This window comes from Streptomyces sp. NPDC041129, from assembly GCF_055592265.1.
In genome coordinates, this window is the sequence record NZ_JBVIYV010000001.1 from 862576 (window position 1) to 882025 (window position 19450).

Genomic DNA, 19450 nt, shown 5'->3' on the forward strand with positions numbered 1-19450 from the left:
GGTCCGGTCGTGCCCACCGGACCAGTGACCGGGGCGCACCGGCTCCTGGAGCGACCGTGCTCGGCCCTTCCGGTGACGGGCCTGCCGACCGAACCTGCGGGCCGGGCGATCCGGCAGGCGGAGCCGGTGGCCGGTCGCCGGGCAGGGGTTCGGCCGTCGGGCCGAGCGGTTCCGGTCGGGCAGGCCGGTGGATGCGCCACAAGGCCCGGAGGACCGGCTGCCGGAGCCGGTGCGCCGGCCCGCGGGCGGCGGGTCCGGTCACCAGGTCGCCGGGCCGGCAGGCCGATGGTTCCGGTCGCCATGCCCTCCGGACCTCCCATCGGACTCGGTGCCGGGCCGCTTGCCGGGTGGCCCGCTCACCGGATCCCGTGAGCCGGTCGCCGGCCCGGTGACCCGGTCACGCACCGGCGCCCGTCCGCCGTCCCACCCGGCCCGTTGCCGTACCGGGCCGCCCTCCTGCCCGCCCGTCCGCTCCCGCATCAGCACCGCACCGCAGTACCGCCCACCGTCGCGCACACCGGCGTGTCACCTCCGATCCGGCGCACCGCCCCCGAGGCGGGGCCGGGGTCGGCCGGGTGGCCCGCGCCGCATCGTCCCGCTCCCCAAAGGACTTCACCCATGACGGACCTTCACGACACGCCCGCACCGGCGTCCTCCGTGCCGCAGGCCGGTCCCGCCGCCCGCGCGCCGCGGAGCGCGGCGGATCCGGCGCATCCGACGCTCGGCGAGCTGTTCACCGCCTGGGTGACCCGCACCCCGGACGCGCCGGCCCTCACCGACGGCCGGCGCACCTGGACCTACCGCGAACTGGCCACGCGGGCCGACCGGCTGGCCACGCACCTCTTATCGATGGGCGCGGGGCCCGACCAGGTCGTGGCCCTCGTCCTGCCGCGCTCCATGGAACTGATCGCGGCGGAGCTGGCCGTCGCCCGGGCGGGCGCCGCCTTCCTGCCCGTGGACCCCGCCTATCCCGCCGAGCGCCGAGCGCTGATGCTCGCCGACGCCGGTCCCACGGTCACCCTGGACGATCCGCGCCGGGTCGCCGAGCTGCTCGGCACCGGTGAGCCGCCGGAGACCGGGGACACGGAGGGCGTCAGCGCGGACCACGCGGCCTACGTCATCTACACGTCCGGCTCCACCGGCACCCCCAAGGGTGTGACCGTCACCCACCGCGGCATCGGCGGCTTCGCCGCGGCCGCCGCCGAACGGTACGCGGTGGGTCCCGGCGACCGGGTGCTCCAGTTCTCCTCGCCGAGCTTCGACGCCTCCGTACTGGAGCTGTTCGTCTCCGTGCTGTGCGGTGCCACGCTCGTCGTACCGCCGCAGGGGCCCTGGCTGGGCGATGAGCTCGCCGCGGTCCTGGACGGGCATCGCATCACCCACGCCCTCATCCCGCCCGCCGCGCTGGCCACCCTGCCCGACCCCGCCCAGGGCACCGCACGCCACCTGCGCACGCTGATCGTGGGCGCCGAGGCCTGCTCGGCCGGGCTCGTCGACCGCTGGGCGCCCGGCCGCCGCATGATCAACAGCTATGGTCCGACCGAGACCACGATCGTCGCCACCTGGACCGGGCCGCTCAGCGCCGGCCGCGGCACGCCGACGATAGGCGGGGCCCTGCCGCACACCCGGGTGTACGTGCTCGACGCCGCGATGCGGCCCGTACCGCCCGGCGCGGACGGGGAGTTGTTCGTGGGTGGCGACGCCGTGGCCCGCGGCTACCTGGGGCGCCCGGGCCTGACCGCCGCGCGTTTCGTCGCGGACCCGTTCGGCCCGTCCGGTGCCCGTCTGTACCGCACCGGGGACCGCGTCCGTCTGACTGAGGAAGGGGAGCTGGAGTTCCTGGGCCGGCTGGACCGGCAGGTGAAGCTCCGCGGCTTCCGGATCGAGCCGGGCGAGATCGAGGCGGCGATGCGCCGGGCCGGCGCCGGAGCGGTCGGCGAGGTCGTGGTCGTGGTACGCGAGGACGAGCCGGGCCACCAACGCCTCGTCGGCTACGTCACCCCGTCCGAACAGCCACCCGTCGCCGATCAGGCCGCACCCGCCGACCCGGCCGCTATCACCGCCCCCACGCCGTCCGCGGCCCCCACGCCGTCCGCCGTCCCCACGCCGTCCGCCGTCCCAGCCGTTTCCGCCCCGCTTGCCGCCCGCCCGCTCGACCCGGCCGCCCTGCGTGCCGCCGTGGCCGCGGTACTGCCCGCGCACATGGTGCCCTCCGCCGTCGTGGTGCTGGACCGGATGCCCCTCACCCCGCAGCACAAGATCGACCGGCGGGCGCTGCCGGCTCCGGAGCGTGCGGTACCGGCGGGACGGGTGGGGCCGAGGTCGGACGGGGAACGGGCGCTCGCCGCGATATGGGCGGATGTGCTGTGCGTCGACGAGGTCGGGGTCACCGACGACTTCTTCGACCTGGGCGGTGAGTCGATCCTCGCCGCCCGTGTCCTCGCCCGCGTCCGGGACGAGCTGGGCGTCCGGCTGACCGTGCGGGACGTCTTCACCGCCCGGACCGTCGCCGCTCTCGCCCCTCTGCTCGCCGACCCGTCGGCCGCCGTGGCGCCTGAGCCCATCCCGCCGGCCCCGCGCGAGGGCGGCCTGCCGCTGTCCAGCGCGCAGCGCCGGCTGTGGTACCTGGACGACCTCACCGCGGGCGGTACCGAGTACAACACCGGCGTGTCCCTGAGGCTGCGCGGCGCGCTGGACCCGGACGCGCTGCACCGCTCCCTGCTCCGTCTCGCGGCCCGGCACGCCTCCCTGCGCACCACCTTCCCGACCATCGACGGCCAAGGCGTCCAGCGTGTCGCGCCTGAGCCGGAGCTGCCCCTGCGGACGGCCGACGTCGCCGGCCTGCCCGACGCGCGCCGCGCCGAGGCCGCCGAGGCCCTGCTCACCGAGGAGCTGAGCCGCCCGTACGACCTGGCGGCCGGCCCGCTCACCCGGGCCCTGCTCGTCCGGCTCGCCGCCGACGACCACCTGCTGCTCCTGGCCCAGCACCACATCGTCACCGACGGCTGGTCGGTGGGCATCCTCACCCGTGAACTCGCCGCCCTCTACCACGCGGAGACCACCGGCGAGCCCGACGCGCTGCCGCGCCCCGCCCTGCAGTACCCGGACTTCGCGGTGTGGGAGCGGGCGCGGCGGGCCGGTGACTCGGACGCCGGCGATCTGGCCTACTGGAAGCGCCACCTGGCGGGCGTCCAGCAGCTGGAGCTGCCCACGGACCGGCCGCGACCCGCCGTACGCACCACCGCAGGCGCCGCCCACCGGCACACCCTGCCCGCGGAGTTGACGGACCGGCTGCGGCAGCTCGCCGCGGGCCGGGGCACCACGGTGTTCACCGTGTTCGCGGGCGCCGCGGCCCTGCTGTTCTCCCGCTACTCGGGACAGCGGGACATCTCGTTCGGCACCGTCACCAACGGCCGCGGCCGGCGGGACCTGGAGGACGTGCCGGGCTTCTTCGCCAACACGGTCGTGCTCCGCGGCGAGGTGGACGAGCGGGCGACCGTGGACCGGTTCGTGGAGACCATGCGGACGACGGTGCTGGACGCCTTCGCCCACGACGGTGTCCCGTTCGACCGGGTGGTGGAGGAACTGGCCCCGCCCCGCGACCCGAGCCGCACCCCGCTGGTCCAGGCGCTGGTCGTGCAGCAGACCGGGCCGGCCGTGCCGCTGACCGCCGGCGGCCTGCGCGTCGGCGAGCATCCGCTGCCCCGCCCGGCCGCCCGCTTCGACCTGGTGCTGGAGTTCACGCCGGACGCGGACGGCGGCTTCGTGCTGACCGCCGAGTTCAACACGGACCTGTTCGACGCGGCGACCGTGGCCCGGATGACCGCCCATCTGCACCGGCTGCTGGAGGGCATGGCGGACGGCCCCGGCCGCACCCTGGCCGAACTGCCCATGCTCGCGGCCCAGGAACAGCGCACCCTGGTGGACAGCTGGAATCCGTCCGCCCGCCCGGCACGGGAGACCGGGTACGGCACGCTGCCCGGACTGCTGCACGCCACGGCGGCCCGCACCCCGGACCGTATCGCCGTCGTCTGCGGCCCGGTCCGGCTGGACTACGCCGAGGTCGCCCGGCGCGCCAACCGGCTGGCCCGGCTGCTCGTCGCGCGTGGTGCCGGTCCGGAGAACCTGGTCGCCCTGTGCCTGCCGCGCTCCGCCGACCTCGTGCCCGTGCTGTGGGCGGTGCTCACCTCCGGCGCCGGCTATCTCCCCGTCGACCCGGCCTACCCCGCCGAGCGCATCCGCCTCATGCTCGACGACGCCCGGCCCGCCCTCGTGATCGCCACCCGGGAGACCGCCGCCGCCCTGCCGCCGGAGTGCGCACCGCTGCTCCTGGAGGACTGCGCCGCGCCGGACCTGGCCAACACCGGACTGACCGATGCCGACCGGCTCCGGCCGCTGCTGCCGGATCATCCCGCGTACGTCATCTACACCTCCGGTTCCACCGGCCGCCCCAAGGGTGTGGTGGTCACCCACCGCAGTGTCGCCGCGCTGGCGGAGTGGGCGCGGGAGCGGTTCGGCGCCGAGGCGCCGGCCCACGTGGTCGCCTCCACCTCCCTCAACTTCGACGTCTCGGTCTTCGAACTGCTCTGCCCCCTGGTGGCCGGCGGCACCGTCGAGGTGGTCGCCGACCTGCCGGCCCTCGCCGACGGAGCCGGGCCCCGGCGGGCCGGCTTGCTCAGCGGGGTGCCGTCCGTCGTCTCCCGGCTGATCGCGGGCGGCACCGCGCCGGTCACCGCCGAAACCGTCGTCCTCGCCGGTGAGGCCCTGCCCCTCCAGACGGTCCACGATCTGCGGGCCGCCATGCCCGGCTGCCGTGTCGCCAACATCTACGGACCCACCGAGGCCACCGTGTACGCCACCGCCTGGTTCGCCGGCGACCGGCTGCCGGAGCAGGCCCCGCCCATCGGCGGGCCCGTGGCGCTCACCCGCTGCTACGTCCTGGACGGCCGCCTGCGGCCCCAGCCCGTCGGCGTCACCGGCGAGTTGTATCTCGGGGGCGGCGGTCTGGCCCGCGGCTACCTGAACCGCGCCGGACTCACCGCCGCCCGGTTCGTCGCCGACCCGTTCGGCGCGCCGGGGGAGCGCATGTACCGCACCGGCGACCTGGTGCGCCGGCGCCCCGACGGCGAGCTGGAGTACGTGGGCCGGATCGACCAGCAGGTCAAGGTCCGCGGGTTCCGTATCGAACTGGGCGAGGTGGAGGAGGCGCTGCGCGGCTGCGCGGGCGTCGCCGAGGCGGCGGCCGTCGCCGCCACCGACCCCGACGGCCACCGGCGCCTGGTCGGCTACGTCGTCCCGGCCGCCGGGGAGCGGGCGGAGCCCGAGGCCGTGCGCCGGGAACTCGGCCGTACGCTGCCCGACTACATGGTCCCGTCGGCCTTCGTCGTGCTGGACGCCCTGCCGCTCAACCCCAACGGCAAGCTCGACCGGGGCAGGCTCCCCGACCCCGGCCCCGCCGTGCGCCCGGTACGGCACGTCGCGCCCCGAACGCCCACCGAGCGGACCCTCGCCGCGATCCTCGCCGAGGTGCTGCGCGTGGACCGGGTCGGCGTCGACGACAACTTCTTCGAACTGGGCGGCGACTCGATCCTCAGCATCCAGGTCGTGGCGCGTGCCAGGCAGGAGGGCCTGCCGCTCACCTCCCGGGACGTCTACCGGCACCAGACGGTGGCCGCCCTCGCACACTGCGCGGACGCCGCCGCCGGCCCGCGCGAGGCCGCCCCCGCACCGGAGGCGGCCACCGGCACCGCACCGCTGACGCCCATCCAGCGCTGGCTGTTCGACACCGCAGGCGAACGCGCCGGCCACTTCGCGCAGGCACTGTCCGTCCGCATGCCCGATGACCTGGACCCGGCGGCGCTGGAAGAGGCCCTGAACGACCTGGTCGCCCACCACGACGCCCTCCGTTCCCGCTTCACCCCCGGCGAAGCGGCCGACACGGCCGGCTGGCGCGTCGAGGAGCGGGCACCCCGCCTCCGCCTGGCCCGTCACACCGGCCCGGAGACGGACACCCCGCACTTCGGCCCGTTCGACCTCGCCCGGGAACCGCTGATGCGGGCCGTGCTGCACGACCGCGGCTCCGGCCGGCCCGGCGTGCTGCACCTCGCCGTGCACCACCTCGTGGTCGACGGCGTCTCCTGGCGGGTGCTGCTGGAGGACCTGGACCGCGCCTACCGGGCCCGCCGTGCCGGCGAGGACGGCGCCGCGGCACTGCCCGCGAAGTCCTCGCCGCTGCGGCAGTGGGCGCGCAGGCTGAACGCGCACGCGGTGGACGGCGGCTTCGACGACGAGCGCCCCTACTGGGCCGAGGCGGTCCCCGCCACCGAACCGGCCCCGCCCGCCGCGCTGACGGGCGGCCCCGGCACCTACGCCGCGCAGCGCTCGCTCTCCGTACGCCTGGACCCCGAGGCGACCTCGGCCCTGCTGCGCACGCTGCCCGACACCTACCGCACCCAGGCCAACGACGTCCTGCTCAGCGCGCTCGGGCGGGCTCTGTGCGGCTGGAGCGGCCGGGACCGGGTGGTGGTCGACGTCGAGGGACACGGCCGCGAGGAGCTCTTCCCCGAACTGGACATCAGCCGCACGGTCGGCTGGTTCACCACCCGGTACCCCGTCGCGCTCACCGTCCCCGAGGACGCCGGCTGGGACGCCGTACTGAAACGGGTCAAGGAGCAGTTGCGCGCCGTACCGCGGCACGGCCTGGGCCATGACGCGCTGAGCCGGCTGGCCGGCCCCGCGGCGGCACCGCGCACCGCGCTGGCGCAGATCAGCTTCAACTACCTGGGCCGCATGGACACGCCTGAGGACCCCGAGGGCCTCTACCGGGGCACCGTGCGCCCGCTGGAGCTGGACGCCGACCCCGCGGCCGAGCGCCCGCACACCCTCGAAGTCGTCGGCCAACTCGTCGGCGAAAGACTGGAGTTCACCTGGTTCTACCCGGACCGGCCGGGACAGGAGCACACGGTCGCGGACCTCGCCGGGCGCTTCGCCGACGCGCTCGGCGACCTGGCCCGGCACGCCGCCCGGCCCGGAGCCGCCGGCCGCACCCCGTCCGACTTCCCGCTGGCCCGGCTCGACCAGGCCGCGGTGGACCGGATCACCGGCGCGGACCCGGCCGCGGTGGCCGACGCCCTGCCGCTCACGCCCACCCAGGCGGGCATGCTCTTCCACGGCCTGTCCCAGGACGACCGCGGTGTCTACGTCCAGCAGCTCACGTTCGTCCTGGACGGCGTGCCCGACCCGGCGGCCCTCGCCGCCGCCTGGCAGCACGTGACCGACCGCGCCGAGGTGCTGCGCGGCCGGGTCGTCTGGCACGACGTACCCGAACCGCTGCTGGTGGTGGAGCGCCACGCGGCCGTGCCCGTCACCCACCTGGACTGGCGCGACCTGACCGAGGACGAGCGCCGCGCCCGGCTGGACGACCTGCTGGCCCGGGACCGCGCCGAGGGCATCGACCTCGGGCGGGCCCCGCTCCAGCGGCTGCTGCTCGCCCGCGTCTCCGGCACCGCGGTGCGCGTGGTGTGGTCCTTCCACCACCTGCTGCTGGACGGCTGGAGCATGTTCCAGGTGCTCTCGGACGTCTTCGCCCACCACGCCGGTGCGGGCCCCGACGCCGTCCCGCACCGACCGCCCTACCGGGACTACGTGGCCTGGCTGCGCCGGCGCGACCGGGAAGCGGCCGAACAGCACTGGCGGCGCCGCCTGTCCGGCCTGACCGAGGCCACCGCGCTGCCCTACGACCGCGAACCGCGCGAGGCGCACCGCGCCGAGTCCACGCACGCGGTCCACAGCACGCTGCCCGCGGCCACCACGCGGGCGCTGGAAGAGCTGGCCCGCACCCGCGGCCTCACCCTCAACACGCTGGTGCAGGGCGCCTGGGCCCTGCTGCTGGCCCGCCAGGCGGGGCGGGACGAGGTGGTGTTCGGCACCACCGTGTCCGGCCGGCCGCCCGAGCTGCCCGGCGCCGAGGCCATGACCGGCCTGTTCATCACCACCCTGCCCACCCGGGTCGCCGTCCCCGGCGACGGCACCCTGACCGACTGGCTGCGTGCGCTCCAGCAGGACCAGAGCGAGGACCGGCGCTTCGACCACCTGCCGCTGACCCGCCTGAAGACGTTCACGCAACTCCCGGAGCGGGTCGCGCTGTTCGACAGCATCGTCGTCTTCGAGAACTACCCGGTGGACGACGACCTCGCCGTCGCCCACGGGCTGCGCCTGACCGGCCTGGAAGGCGTCGAGACCACCAACTACCCGCTGAGCCTGACCGCTTACCCCGGAGCGGAGCTGGCCCTGCGTCTCGGCTACGACCCCGAGCTGTTCGACGCCGGCACCGCCGCCCGTATGGCCGAGTACCTGACCGTCCTGCTCACCGGGATGACCACCGGCTCCGGGCGGCCGCCCGCCGGGCTGCCGCTGCTCGGCCCGGACCGCCGCGAGCAGGTGCTGCACGCCTGGAACGACACGGCCACCGGGCTGCCCGACACCACCGTCGCCGGTCTCTTCGCCGCACAGGTGGACCGCACTCCCGACGCCGTGGCCCTGGAAGCCGGGGACGAGCACCTCACCTACCGCGAACTGGACGCCCGCGCCGACCGGTTGGCGGCCCGGCTGGCCGGGCTCGGGGTACGGCCGGAACACCCGGTCGGCGTACTCATGGACCGCTCCGCCGAGCTGATCGTCACCCAGCTGGCGCTCGTGCGCACCGGTGGCATGTACGTGCCGCTGGACGGCAGGGCACCGGCCGAGCGACTGCGCCGGACCCTGACCGAGGCCCGCGCCGGCCTGCTGCTCACCGACGCCGCGTGGGAGGGGACGGCCCGGGAGCTGCTGCCCGGCGACGGCGTGCTGCGCGTCGACGCCGACTCCGGCGCCGACGGCCCGGCCCCCGCCCGCACCGTCCACCCGGACAACGTCCAGTACCTGATGTTCACCTCGGGCTCCACCGGCACCCCCAAGGGGGTCGCGGTGCGCCAGCGCGATGTCGTCGCACTCGCCCTGGACCGGGCCTTCGCCGGACACGACCGAGTCCTGGTGCACTCGCCGCACGCCTTCGACGCCTCCACCTACGAGGTGTGGGTGCCGCTGCTGCGCGGCGGTACGGCCGTCCTCGCCCCGCCCACCGACGTGGACGCCGCGCAGGTCCGGCGCGCGGTCACCGAGCGGCGGGTGAGCTGCCTGTTCCTGACCGCGGGCCTGTTCCGCCTGCTCGCGCAGGAGGACCCCGGCTGTCTGCGCGGCGCCCGCGAGGTGTGGACGGGCGGGGAGGCCGTGCCGGGCGTGGCCGTGCGCCGGGTCCTCGAAGCCTGCCCCGGCCTGACCGTCGTGGACGTCTACGGCCCCACCGAGACCACCGCCTTCGCCACCCGCCGCTACTTCCGGTCCGGCGACCCGATGCCCGCCGTGCTGCCCATCGGCCGTCCGCTCGACAACACGCGCGTGTACGTCCTGGACGCCGCCCTCCAGCCCCAGCCCCCGGGCATTCTCGGCGAGTTGTACATCGCCGGTGCGGGCCTGGCCCGTGGCTACGCGGGCAGGCCCGGGGCGACCGCCGCCCGCTTCGTCGCCGACCCCTACGGCCCGCCCGGCACCCGCATGTACCGCACCGGCGACATCGTGCGCTGGAGCGACGACGGCGAGCTGCACTTCGTCGGCCGCGCGGACGACCAGATCAAGATCCGGGGCTTCCGCGTCGAACCCGCCGAGATCGAGGCCCGGCTCACCGCCCACCCCGACGTGGCCGAGGCCGTCGTCTCCCTGTACGAGGACGGCGGACGCAAACGGCTGACCGCCCACCTCGTGCCGGCCGGCGCCGCCTCGGCGCCCTCCGCCGCCGAGCTGCGCACCCACCTGGCGGCCGGACTGCCCGACTACATGCTGCCCGCCGCCTTCGTCACCGTGCCGGAGCTGCCGCTGACGGCCAACGGCAAGGTCGACCGGCGCCGACTGCCCGCCCCCGACTGGTCGGCGGGCGGCGAGCAGACCCACCGCGCCCCGCGCACCGGGACCGAGCGGATCCTCGCCGGGATCTGGGCCGAACTCCTCGGCGTGGCCCGGGTCGGCGTGGACGACAACTTCTTCATGCTGGGCGGCGACTCCATCCTCAGCATCCAGGTGGTCTCCCGGGCCCGGGCCGCGGGGCTCACGCTCAGCCCCCGCGACCTCTTCCGGCACCCCACCGTGGCCGAACTCGCCGCCGCCGCCACCGCCGGTGCCGCGCCCGCCGTCGCCGGTACCGAACCGGCCGGCGGAGCGGTGGATCTCCTGCCGATCCAGCACTGGTTCCTGGACCCGCGCCCGGCACAACCCGCCTTCTTCAACCAGTCCGTGGTCATCGAGGCGGCCGGCGCCGTCGACCAGGACGCCCTGCGCACCGCCCTCACCGCCCTGTGGACGCACCACGACGCCCTGCGCGCCCGGTTCGACCTCGACGGCGACGGCACCTGGCGGCAGGACGTCGCCGCCGCGGACAGCCCGGTCCCCGAGCTGCTCCAGGTCCACGACCGGGCCGACGAGGAACGCGTCACCACGGCCGCGCACACCGGACTCCGGCTGGACACGGGCCCGTTGCTCGCCGCGCGCCTGTTCACCGCCGGCGGCACCCGGCCCGCCCGGCTGCTGCTGGTCGCCCACCACCTGGTGGTCGACGGAGTCTCCTGGCGGATCCTGCTGGAGGACCTGGAGACCGCCTACCGGCAGGCCGCGTCCGGTGAGGCCGTACGGCTGCCCGCCCGCACCACCTCCGTACAGGAGTGGGCCCGCCGGCTGCGCGACCACGACCGCTTCGCCGCCCAGCTCGCCCACTGGGAACGTGCCGCCCGCGCCTGCGCCGCCCCGCTGCCCGTCGACTCCGACGGCGGCAACACCATGGCCGACGTCCGCGAGATCACCGTCCGCCTGGACCGCGAACGCACCGACGGCCTCCTGCGCCGCGTCCCCGGCGTCTACCGCACCCGCATCGACGACGTCCTCCTCACCGCGCTCGGCCGGGTCCTCGCCGCCTGGGCCGGCCGCGACACCGTCGCCGTCGGCCTGGAGGGGCACGGCCGCGAGGATCAGCTCTTCGAGGACGTCGACCTGTCCCGCACGGTCGGCTGGTTCACCTCCCTCCACCCGGTCGCCCTGACCGTCCCGGCGGGGGACTGGGGCACCGCCCTGAAGGCGGTCAAGGAGCAGCTGCGGGCCGTACCCGACCGCGGACTCGGTTACGGCGTGCTGCGCCACCTCGCCCGCGAGGAGCGGCTCACCGGCGCGCCCGGGCCCGGCATCAGCTTCAACTACCTGGGCCGCTTCGACTGGTCCGCCGACACCGGCGCCCTGATCGGGTCCGTGCCCGGCGGCCTGGGCGGCGCCGAGGCACCCGGCACCGAACGGCCGCACCTGCTGGACGTCGTGGCCCGCGTCGAGGACGAGCGGCTGGAGATCACCTGGTACTACAGCGCCGGACGGCACCGGGCGGAGACCGTCACCGCGCTGGCCGACGGCATGCTGCGGGCACTCGGCGACATCGTCGCGCACTGCGCCCGGCCGGACGCGGGCGGCCGTACCCCGTCGGACTTCCCGCTGGCCCGGCTGGACCAGGCCGCCGTGGACCGGATCGCCGGGGACGGCCGGGACGTCGCGGACGTCCACCCGCTGACCCCCATGCAGGCCGGAATGCTCTTCCACAGCCTGCTCGACGCCGACAGCCGTACGTACGTCAACCAGGTGCAACTGGTGCTGTCCGGGGTCACCGACCCCCGCGCGCTCGCCGACGCGTGGCAGCACACCGCGGACGCCAACCCGGTGCTGCGCACCCACCTGGTGTGGCAGGAGACCCCCGAACCGCTCCAGGTCGTCCGGCGCCGGGCAACCGTGCCCGTCACCCACCACGACTGGTCGGGATGGTCCGCCGGACGCGCCGCGCGCGAACTGGACCGGCTGCTCGCCGAGGACCGGGAGACCGGCATCGACCTCGGCACGGCGCCCCTGATGAGGCTGATGCTGATCCGGCTGGCACCGGACCGGGTCCGGCTGGTGTGGACCTTCCACCACGTGCTGCTCGACGGCTGGAGCGCGGCGCAGGTCTTCGACGAGGTGTGCGAGCGGTACGCGGCCCTGACGGCGGGCCGCCGCCCGGACCTGCCCGAGCGCCGGCCGTTCGCCGACTACCTGGGCTGGCTGGCCGGGCGGGACACCGGCCGCGCAGAGCGGTACTGGCGTGCCACCCTGGCCGGCTTCCCGGCGCCCACCGAACTGCCCAGCGACCGGCGGCCCGCCGAGGCCCACCGCGCCTCCTCCTCCGGATCCGTGCGGATGACCCTCGGCGCGGACGTCTCGGCCCGGCTGCGGGAGACCGCCCAGCGGGCCGGGCTGACCCTCAACACGGTCCTCCAGGGCGCCTGGGCGCTGCTGCTGTCCCGCTACGGCGGCGGGGACGACGTGGTGTTCGGCACGACCGTCTCCGGCCGGCCCGCCGAACTGCCCGGCGTCACCTCGATGGTCGGCCTGTTCATCAACACCCTTCCCACCCGGGTCCGCGTCGACGGGCGGCGGCCGCTGCTGGACTGGCTGCGCGAACTGCAGGAGGCCCAGGCGGAGGCCCGGCGCCACGACTTCGTCTCGCTGGCGCAGGTGCAGTCGTGGAGCGAGGTGCCCGGCGGCACCGGCCTGTTCGACTCCATCGTGGTCTTCGAGAACTACCCCTTCGACGAGGGATCCCTGGCCCGGTACGGCCTGGCCATGGAGCAGGAGCGGGACCTGGAGCCGACGAACTACCCGCTCGGCGTGATCGTCGCACCCGGTGACACCCTGGCCGTGAACCTGGACTACGACCCGGCCGCCTTCGACGCCACCACGGTGGAGGCGCTCGGCGAGAGCCTGCGCACCCTGCTGACCGGCATGGCCGACGCACCGGACCGCCGCCTGGCCGAGCTCCCGTTGCTGGACCCGGCCGAAGGGCGGGCGCTGCTTGCCCGGTTCGGCGGCCCGGTGGCCGAGGCACCGCACGGCACCCTTCCCGAGGCGTTCCGGCGGCAGGCCGAGCGCACCCCGGACGCCCCGGCCGTCCGCCACGCCGGCACCTGCCTCACCTACCGGGAACTCGACGCCCGGTCCAGCAGGCTGGCCCGGCTGCTCATCGCCGCCGGCGCCGGCCCCGAGCGTTTCGTCGCCCTCTGCCTGCCCCGCACCGCCGACCTGGTCGTGGCGCTCCTCGCGGTGCTCAAGAGCGGCGCCGCCTACCTGCCGGTCGACCCGCAGTACCCCGCCGAGCGCGTCGCGTTCCTCTTCGAGGACGTACGGCCCGACGCCGTGATCACCGCCACGGAGACCGCCGGCCGGCTGCCCGACGGCCCCTTCACCCGCATCCTGCTGGACGAGGAACCCGTCGGCGAGGCGGCGGACACCCCCGTCGGCGACGCCGAACGCCGCGGCGCCCTGCTGCCCGGACATCCCGCCTACGTCATCCACACCTCCGGCTCGACCGGCCGCCCCAAGGGCGTGGTCGTCAGCCACGCGTCCGTGCTGGCCCTGACCGACTGGGCCGCGGCCGAGTTCACCGGGCGCGGACTGGAGCACGTGGTGGCGTCCACCTCGCTCAACTTCGACGTCTCGGTCTTCGAGATCTTCTCGCCGCTGCTGTCCGGCGGCTGCGTGGAGATCGTCCGCGACCTGCTGGCCCTCGCCGAGCGCCCCGAACCCTGGCGGGCCGGGCTGCTCAGCGCCGTGCCCTCGGCCCTGGACCGGCTGCTCGCCGAGGACGCCGTACGGGTCACCGCCCGGACCGTCGTCCTCGCGGGCGAGGGACTGCCCGCCCGGACCGTGGACCGGGTCCGCGCCGCCGTCCCCGGCAGCCAGGTGCGCAACATCTACGGCCCCACCGAGGCCACCGTGTACGCCACCGCCTTCACCTGCGACCCGGCCGACCCCGACCGCGACCCGCCGATCGGCCGTCCGCTCGGCGGCGCCCGCGCCTACGTCCTGGACGAGCGCATGCGCCCGGTGCCCACCGGGGCGCCCGGTGAGCTGTTCCTCGCGGGGACCGGCGTCGCCCGCGGCTATCTGCGCCGCCCCGGCCTGACCGCCGGCCGCTTCCTGCCCGACCCGTTCGGCCCGCCCGGCAGCCGCATGTACCGCACCGGCGACCGGGTCCGCTGGACGGCCGACGGCGACCTCGTCTACCTCGGCCGCGGCGACGACCAGGTCAAGGTGCGCGGATTCCGCATCGAACTCGGCGAGGTGGAGGCCGCGCTGGCCGGCCACCCGGCCGTGGCCGCGGCGGCGGCCCGGGTCGTCGAACACGCGGGCCACCGCCGCCTGGTCGGCTACGTGGTGCCGCGCCCACCGGACGCGCCCGCTTCCGCCGGCGACCATGCGGCCGTCCCGCCGGCCCGCGAAGGCCAGAACCGTCCGGCCGTCCCGCCGGCCCGCGACGGCCGCGCGGAGGATCGTCCGGCCGGTCTGCCCGATACCGGTGAGCTGCGGGCCTTCCTCGCCCGCAGCCTCCCCGACCACCTGGTCCCCGCTCTCGTCGTGCCGTTGGAGCGGCTGCCGCTCGGGGCCACCGGCAAGCTCGACCGGCGGGCGCTGCCCGTGCCCGAGTGGGCCGCGCCGGCCGCCGGGACGGCCGTCCGGCCGCCGCGCACCGAGGCCGAGCAGACACTCGCCGCCATCTGGTGCGAGGTGCTGGGAGTGCCCGAAGTCGGCGCCGACGACAACTACTTCACGCTCGGCGGCGACTCCGTCCTCGGCATCCAGATCGTCTCCGCCGCCCGCCGGGCCGGACTCGCCCTGACACCCCGGCACCTGTTCACCCACCAGACCCTCGCCGAACTCGCCGCCGTGGCCGAGCGGATGCCCGACCCCACCGAGTCCGCCGTCGCCGCCGAGCAGGGCCCGGTGGCCGGTGACCTCCCGCTCACCCCCGTGCAGCACTGGCTCCTGGGCACCCTCACCGGCGACCCCGCCCACTTCAGCCAGACGGTCTCCTTCGAGCTGGCCACGGATCCCGACGAGGCGGTGCTGCGGGCCGCCCTGGACGCCGTACTGGAGCACCACGACGCCCTGCGGACGCGGTTCGAGCGGGCCGGCACCGGGCGGTGGCGGCAGTACGGCACCGCGCCCGGCGACCGTGACCCGCACCTGGAGGTGCACGAGGGGGCGGCCCCGGACGAGGTGGCCGGTGCGCTGGGTGCCGGGTTCGACCTGGCCGGCGGGCCGCTGCTGCGGGCCGCGCTGTGCCGGCCGGGCGACGGCGGGCGGCCGGTGCTGCTGCTCGCCGCCCACCACCTGGTCGTGGACGCCGTGTCCTGGCGGCTGATCCTGGAGGACCTGGACACCGCCTACCACGCGCTGCGGGACGGCCGGCGACCCGCCCTCGCCCCGAAGAGCACCTCGTTCCGGGCGTGGGCACGGCGGCTCGCCGCGTACACCGAGGCGGGCGGCTTCGACGGCGAACTCGCCCACTGGCAGGGTCTCGACGCCCGCACCGCGCTGCCCGTGGACCACCCCGGCGGCGCCAACACCGTCTCCGACGAGGACAGCGTGACCGCGGGACTCGACGCCGAGGAGACACGCCGGCTGCTCCAGGACGTGCCGGACGCCTACCGCACCCGCGTGAACGACGTCCTGCTGTGCGCGCTGGGCCGCGTCCTGGCCCGCTGGACCGGGCAGGACCGGGTGGCGGTCACCCTGGAGGGCCACGGCCGCGAGGAACTGTTCGAGGACACCGACCTCGCCCGGACCGCCGGCTGGTTCACCACGATGTACCCCGTGGCCCTGGACGTGCCCCGCGACGCGGACACCGGCCGCGTGCTGAAGGCCGTCAAGGAGAACCTGCGGGCCGTACCGCACGGCGGACTCGGCTACGGCGCGCTGCGCTTCCTGCACCCCACGGCCGGCCGCGAGCTGCCCGCCCTGCCGCCGGTCTGCTTCAACTACCTGGGCCGGCAGGACCGCACCAGCACGCCGGGCGGTCTGCTGCACGCGCCGCACGACGGGCTCTCGGGCGGCATGGACGCGGCCGCGGACCGGCCGTACCTACTCGACGTACTCGGCCGGGTCAGCGGCGAACGGCTGGAGTTCACCTGGTCGTACTCCCGTGAGGTGCACCGGCGCGAGACCGTCGCCCGCCTGGCGGCGGAGCTGACCGCGGAACTCCGCGCGATCGTCCGGCACTGCGCCGAACCCGGCACCGGGGGCCGCACCCCGTCCGACTTCCCGCTCGCCCCGCTCGACCAGGCGGCCGTGGACCGGCTCGTCGGCGACGGGACGGACGTGACGGACGTCTATCCGCTCACCCCCACCCAGACCGGCATGGTGATGCACGGCCTGGACGGCGCCGAACACGGCCTGTACGTCGAACAGATCACCTTCGTGGCGGACGGTGCCCGCGACCCGCGGACGCTGGCCGCCGCCTGGCAGCACGTCGTCGACCGCACGCCCGTGCTGCGTACCTCCGTCGCCCTGCACGGCGTACCCGTGCCGCTCCAGGTCGTCCACCGGGACGTGACCCTGCCGGTCACCGAACACGACTGGACCGGGATCCCGGCGGACCGGCACGACGCGGAGCTGGAGCGGCTGCTGGCCGAGGAGCGGGCCCGGGGCATCGCCCTGGACCGTGCCCCGCTGCTGCGGCTCGCCCTGGTCCGGCTCGGCCCGGACGCGGTCCGCGTGGTGTGGACCTTCCACCACGTCGTGCTGGACGGCTGGAGCGTGTTCCACGTCCTGTCCGACGTCATGGCCGCCCACGCCGCCCTGGTCCGCGGCGAGCGGCCCCGGCTGCCCGAGCGCAGGCCGTTCGCGGACTACGCCGCCTGGCTCGCCATCCGTGACAACCGCCAGGCCGAGGAACACTGGCGCGGTGCCCTGACCGGCCTCGGCGCCCCGACCCCGCTGCCGTACGACCGCAGGCCCGCCCCGGACACCACGGCCCGCTCCGGCACCTGGCTGTCCCGGCGGCTCGGCGCCGAACAGACGCACCGCCTGCTGGAGTTCGCCCGGCGGCACCGTCTCACCCTCAACACGCTGGTGCAGGGTGCCTGGGCGCTGCTGCTGGCGCGGTGGAGCGGGGAGCGGGAGGTGTGCTTCGGCACCACCGTCTCCGGGCGGCCCGCCGGCCTGCCCGGCGCCGACACCATCACCGGCCTGTTCATCACCACCCTGCCCGCCCGCGCCGAGGTCGACGGCGGCGCCCGCTGCGACACCTGGCTGCGCGCGTTCCAGGAGGCCCGGGCCGAGGACCGGCGCCACGACCACCTGCCCCTCGGCGCGCTGCACGCCCTCACCGGACTTCCGCCGGGCACGGCCCTGTTCGACAGTCTGGTGGTCTTCGAGAACTACCCGGTCGGCGACGCCACCGCGGGTGCGCACGGGCTCGCCCTGCGGGACCTGGACGCCCGTGAGGCCACCAACTACCCCCTCACCGTGGTCGTCTCACCCGGCGACCGGCTGACCGTCGAACTCGGCTACGACCCCCGGTGCTTCGACCGGACCAGTGCCGTCTCGCTGGCCGGGCAGCTGCTGCACACCCTCGACGTCCTGGCCGCCTCGGACGGCACCGCCCGGCTCGACGACCTCGACGTCCTGCCGCCGGCGCTGCACGACCGGCTGCTGCACGGCCCGGCCCGCCCCGAGCTCGGCCCGGTGCCCGCCGCCACCCTGCCCGCCCTGGTCGAGGCCGCCGTCGACCGGTGGCCGACCGCACCCGCGCTCCACGGGCCAGGCGTGGCACTGACCTTCGCGCAGACGGAGGACCGGGCCAACCGGCTCGCGCACCGGCTCATCGCCCGGGGCACCGGACCCGGCGACCTCGTCGCCCTGCTGCTGCCCCGCTCGGCGGACATGGTGCTGGCGCAGCTCGCGGTCATGAAGTCCGGCGCCGCGTTCCTGCCCGTCGACCCCGCCTACCCCGAGGAGCGGATCGCCCTGATGCTGCGCGACGCGGCCCCCGCCCTCACCCTCGACGCCAAGGAGATCGCCGGCCTGCTCGCCGCCCCGCCGGACGACGTACCCGGGCACCGGCCCACCGACGCGGACCGGACCCGCCCGCTCGACCTGGACGACCCGGCCTACGTCATCTACACCTCCGGCTCCACCGGCACCCCCAAGGGCGTCGTCGTCACCCACCGCGGCCTCGCCGCCTTCTCCGCCGCCGACGCCGCCCATTACCAAGTCGCCCCCGGCGACCGGGTGCTGGCCTTCGCCACGCCCAGCTTCGACGCCTCCGTGCTGGAGCTGTGCGCGTCCCTGCCGCACGGCGCCCGGCTCGTCGTACCCCGGCCGGGACCGCTGCTCGGCGCCGAACTCGCCGACGTCCTGCGGGCCGAGCGCGTAACGCACACCCTGCTGCCGCCGGCCGCGCTCGCCACCCTGCCCGCCGACACCCCCGGCACCCTGCCGGACCTGAAGACGCTGATCGTGGGCGCCGACGCGTGCGGACCCGAACTCGTCGCCCGCTGGGCACCGCACCACCGCATGGTCAACTCCTACGGCCCCACGGAGGCCACCGTCGTCGCCACCTGGTCCGCCCCGCTGGCGGCGGACGGCGCCGCACCGCCCATCGGCCGCCCGCTGCCCGCCACCGGCGCCCGCGTCCTCGACGCCCGGCTGCGGCCGGTGCCCGACGGTGTCACCGGCGAACTGTGGCTGAGCGGGCCCGCGTTGGCGCGCGGCTACCTCGGCCGGCCCGGACTGACCGCGGCCCGCTTCACCGCCGACCCGTTCGGACCGCCCGGCACCCGCATGTACCGCACCGGGGACCTGGTGCGCCGCGACAGCTCGGGCGAACTGCACTACCTCGGCCGCACCGACCACCAGCTCAAGCTGCGCGGCCACCGCATCGAGGCGGGCGAGGTCGAGGCGGCCCTGGTGCGCCATCCGGGCGTCCTGGACGCCGTCGTGACCGTACGCGAGGACGAACCCGGCCTGCCGCGCCTGGTCGCCCACCTGCTCGCGGTCCCCGGCGCCGAACCGCCCGCCCCCGCCGAGCTGCGGGCGCTGGCCGCCCGCTCGCTGCCCGGGTACATGGTGCCGTCCGCGTTCGCGGTGCTGGACCGCTTCCCGGTCACCGAGAACGGCAAGACCGACCGGGCCACCCTGCCCGCCCCGGCCGTGACCGGGGAACGGGACCGGCCCGAGTACGTGGCACCTCGCACCCCCACCGAGGAGGCCCTCGCCGCCATCTGGGAGGAGACCCTCGAGACGGCCGTGGGGGCCGAGGACGACTTCTTCCTGCTCGGCGGCGACTCCCTGCGCGCCCTGCTCATCTCCTCCCGCGCCAACGACGCGTTCGGCGTCACGCTCACCCCCCGCGACGTCCTGGTGTCCCGCACCGTCGCCGGCCTGGCCGAACTGGTGGAGGAACAGGTCCTGAGCGAACTCGAACGGGCCGCGTACGGCGACGACGACCCGGGCGCCGCCGAAGGCCACGACACCGAAGACGCCGCGTCCGGCGGCCACGACCACGAACGGTGAG

The 19450-nt window shown here is 76.0% G+C and carries 1 protein-coding gene; it reads left to right on the forward strand.

Annotation, left to right across the window (positions count from 1 at the left end; genetic code table 11):
- Positions 1–618 precede the first annotated feature (618 nt).
- Positions 619–19449, forward strand: a complete 18831-nt coding sequence (locus ACZ6B1_RS03800) for a non-ribosomal peptide synthetase (RefSeq protein ID WP_468774657.1) — start codon at positions 619–621, stop codon at positions 19447–19449.
- The last annotated feature ends 1 nt before the right edge of the window (position 19450 follow it).